Here is a 2305-nt window from a genome sequence, read left to right on the forward strand (position 1 = left end):
ATCACCCATTGGCGCGATCAGGAGTACCGCTACGACCCGTGGGGCAACCTGATCGAGAAGCACTCGGGGCATAGCAAGCTGCAGCACTTTGCCTACGACTGTGAGAACCGGCTGGTTCGGGCGGAAACGTATGTTGATGGCAGGCAGGAAAGCACCGGGCAATACCGCTACGACAGCCTCGGGCGGCGGGTGGCCAAGCAGGCGGAGATCGATGGCGAGGTCGAACATAAGCGCTTCCTCTGGCAAGGACTGAGGATGCTGCGCGAGGAAACGCCGGGGCAGAGCATTCTTTACCTGTATGAGCCGAGTAGCTATGCACCGTTGGCGCGCGTCGATCAGGCTGAAGGGGAAGAGCAGAAGTTTTACTACTTCCATACCGACCAGATTGGGACGCCGCTGGAGCTGACGAACAGCGATGGCACAGTCGTTTGGCAGGCGACCTATCGCTCTTGGGGTGAAGTGGAACACCTGGCGATCAACGAGCTAGAACAGAACCTTCGTTTTCAAGGGCAATATTTCGACGATGAGAGTGATTTGCATTATAATACTTTGCGTTACTATGCATCAGATGTTGGACGCTTTTTAACGCAAGATCCATTGGGTTTAGGTGGTGGAGTAAATCTTTACCAATACGCACCAAATCCCACGGCATGGATTGATCCTTGGGGTCTATCTTTTAAGAGTGTGAATTTTGAAGGTTCAACTGAGCTATTTCCTGTAACTGGCAGCCAAAAGAATATCGTAGCTATTCAAATGCAAGGGTCTCGAGGCCGGGACTTTACCGAAGCTTATAAGCAGGCTGGCTTGACAAAGACACAAGTCAAGTCTATGGGTAAATATACTTGGCATCATTTGGACGACTTCGATCCTGTGACGGGTAAGGGGACAATGCAGTTGGTGACACAGTCCGCGCACGAGGCTTCATTGCCGCATACAGGCTCGGTGGCGCAATTTGAGAAACATTTTGGTTTGCCTTCTGGGTCGTACGGGACACCGGAAGCTGTGGCTATCTCGCAGGATAAGGGCTGGCTCAAAGGCCGCCCTCAAAAAACAACCTCTACAAGTTGCTGAGAGCTTTATAATGGACGATTTGAAACTAATTAATTCTGAAGTCGCTATTTCTGGACGTGATATTGATATGCTCGAGTCTGAAATTGGCATGAAGTTTCCGCCCGAATTTAGGAGCCTCTACCTGTCTTACAATGGAGGTGCTCCTAATCGAGAGTTTTGGGCGAAGGACGAAAATTATGAGCCGATTAGAGTTGAGGATTTTAAAAGTATTGCTATTGATGGGGCCCTCGATAAGGATGAAACTAAGTATATAGGTGGCTGTTTCAGGTCGATGGTGAGAAGGAATGTCTTTCCAGCACATTTAGTGGCATTTGCCGTAGATGAGGCGGGTAATTTTATTTGTCTTGATAAGAATGGGGGTAAGGTAATATATTTTGCGGTTGATGTTTTTCAGCCGGATGTTGACATGCATATAAATCACATCAATGCTCAAAAGATACTGTCATGGTCGTTTCGTGAGTTTATTGATTCTTTGGTTTATGAGGATGAAATTGATCAGTGAGCGATAGCGTATTGTGCTGGAGGCGGGGGAATAATTTTTGGTTTTGTCGCTTCGGTATGAATGGTTTGTAAATTAAATTTTTTGCGGCGTGATGCTTTCCTAAGTTTATGTGGTGTAGCTGAGACCTTTAATAATTTAACCTTGGAGGACTGAAGCTTTAGACTCAGTCCTTCTAGTAAACAAGTGACGCTGAATACGACGTCCTGCGGCAATGAAACGACATCACTTTCTTGGCCGACATCAAGCGCGTGGTCAACAACTAGGCCGTCGAAACGCTGATCCACTACCGCTATGACGAACACGGCCAGCTCAGTGCGGTGATCAACCGCAAAACCAACAACGTGCGCAGCTTTGGCTATGCCGAAGGCCTGAGGGTGGCCTACAGCAACGCCCTTGGCGATAAACCACGCGTCGTCGAGCACTGGACCAGCGACGGCGAGCATTATCACTTCCGTTACGACTTCGCTCAGCGCACCAGTTGGGCCACCGATGTGCTGGGCCGTGAGCTGGAAATCCGCTACAACGAGGACAATCGCGTCATCGGCAGCCGTGACTTCGGCGGTGAATGCTATGGCATGGATTACGACGCCTCCGGCAATCTGGTCGGCATCGAGCTGCCGGATGGCAATCGCCTTGCCCTGAAGTACGACGAACGCTCCAGGCTTATCGAGGAAACCGACCCGCTAGGTCGCAAGATCAGCTACAAGCACTTCCGCTCGACACCACTGGTCA

3 protein-coding genes and 1 pseudogene are annotated in these 2305 nt (G+C 50.0%); 3 read left to right on the plus strand and 1 reads right to left on the minus strand.

The features are described from left to right. Together ACIPW4_RS27215 and ACIPW4_RS27220 are read left to right on the plus strand one after the other, a co-directional pair. A partial coding sequence (locus ACIPW4_RS27215; protein ID WP_400663748.1) for an RHS repeat-associated core domain-containing protein occupies window positions 1-1071 on the plus strand: 1071 nt, incomplete at its 5' end. Window positions 1072-1081: 10 nt separating this feature from the next. Then, window positions 1082-1573, plus strand: coding sequence for an SMI1/KNR4 family protein (locus ACIPW4_RS27220; RefSeq protein WP_400663750.1), 492 nt, complete (start codon window positions 1082-1084; stop codon window positions 1571-1573). Here ACIPW4_RS27220 and ACIPW4_RS27225 read toward each other — a convergent pair. Continuing rightward, the gene (locus tag ACIPW4_RS27225; RefSeq protein ID WP_400663753.1) at window positions 1567-1875 is read right to left on the minus strand and encodes a hypothetical protein; all 309 of its coding nucleotides are present in this window, start codon (window positions 1873-1875) and stop codon (window positions 1567-1569) included. The two genes, ACIPW4_RS27220 and ACIPW4_RS27225, sit on opposite strands and share 7 nt — an antisense overlap. On the opposite strand from ACIPW4_RS27225, the pseudogene ACIPW4_RS27230 reads away from it, so the two are divergent. Then, a pseudogene (locus tag ACIPW4_RS27230) lies at window positions 1789-2305 on the plus strand (type IV secretion protein Rhs); the annotation flags it as partial. The gene ACIPW4_RS27225 and the pseudogene ACIPW4_RS27230 overlap by 87 nt on opposite strands.

The sequence above is a fragment of the Pseudomonas sp. NPDC089996 genome, assembly GCF_044748405.1.
In the GTDB taxonomy this organism is placed as follows: domain Bacteria; phylum Pseudomonadota; class Gammaproteobacteria; order Pseudomonadales; family Pseudomonadaceae; genus Aquipseudomonas.

Coding starts and splice junctions, on each gene's coding strand:
- ACIPW4_RS27220 (WP_400663750.1), top strand. CDS start 1,082: ATGGACGATTTGAAACTAATTAATTCTGAAGTCGCTATTTCTGGACGT.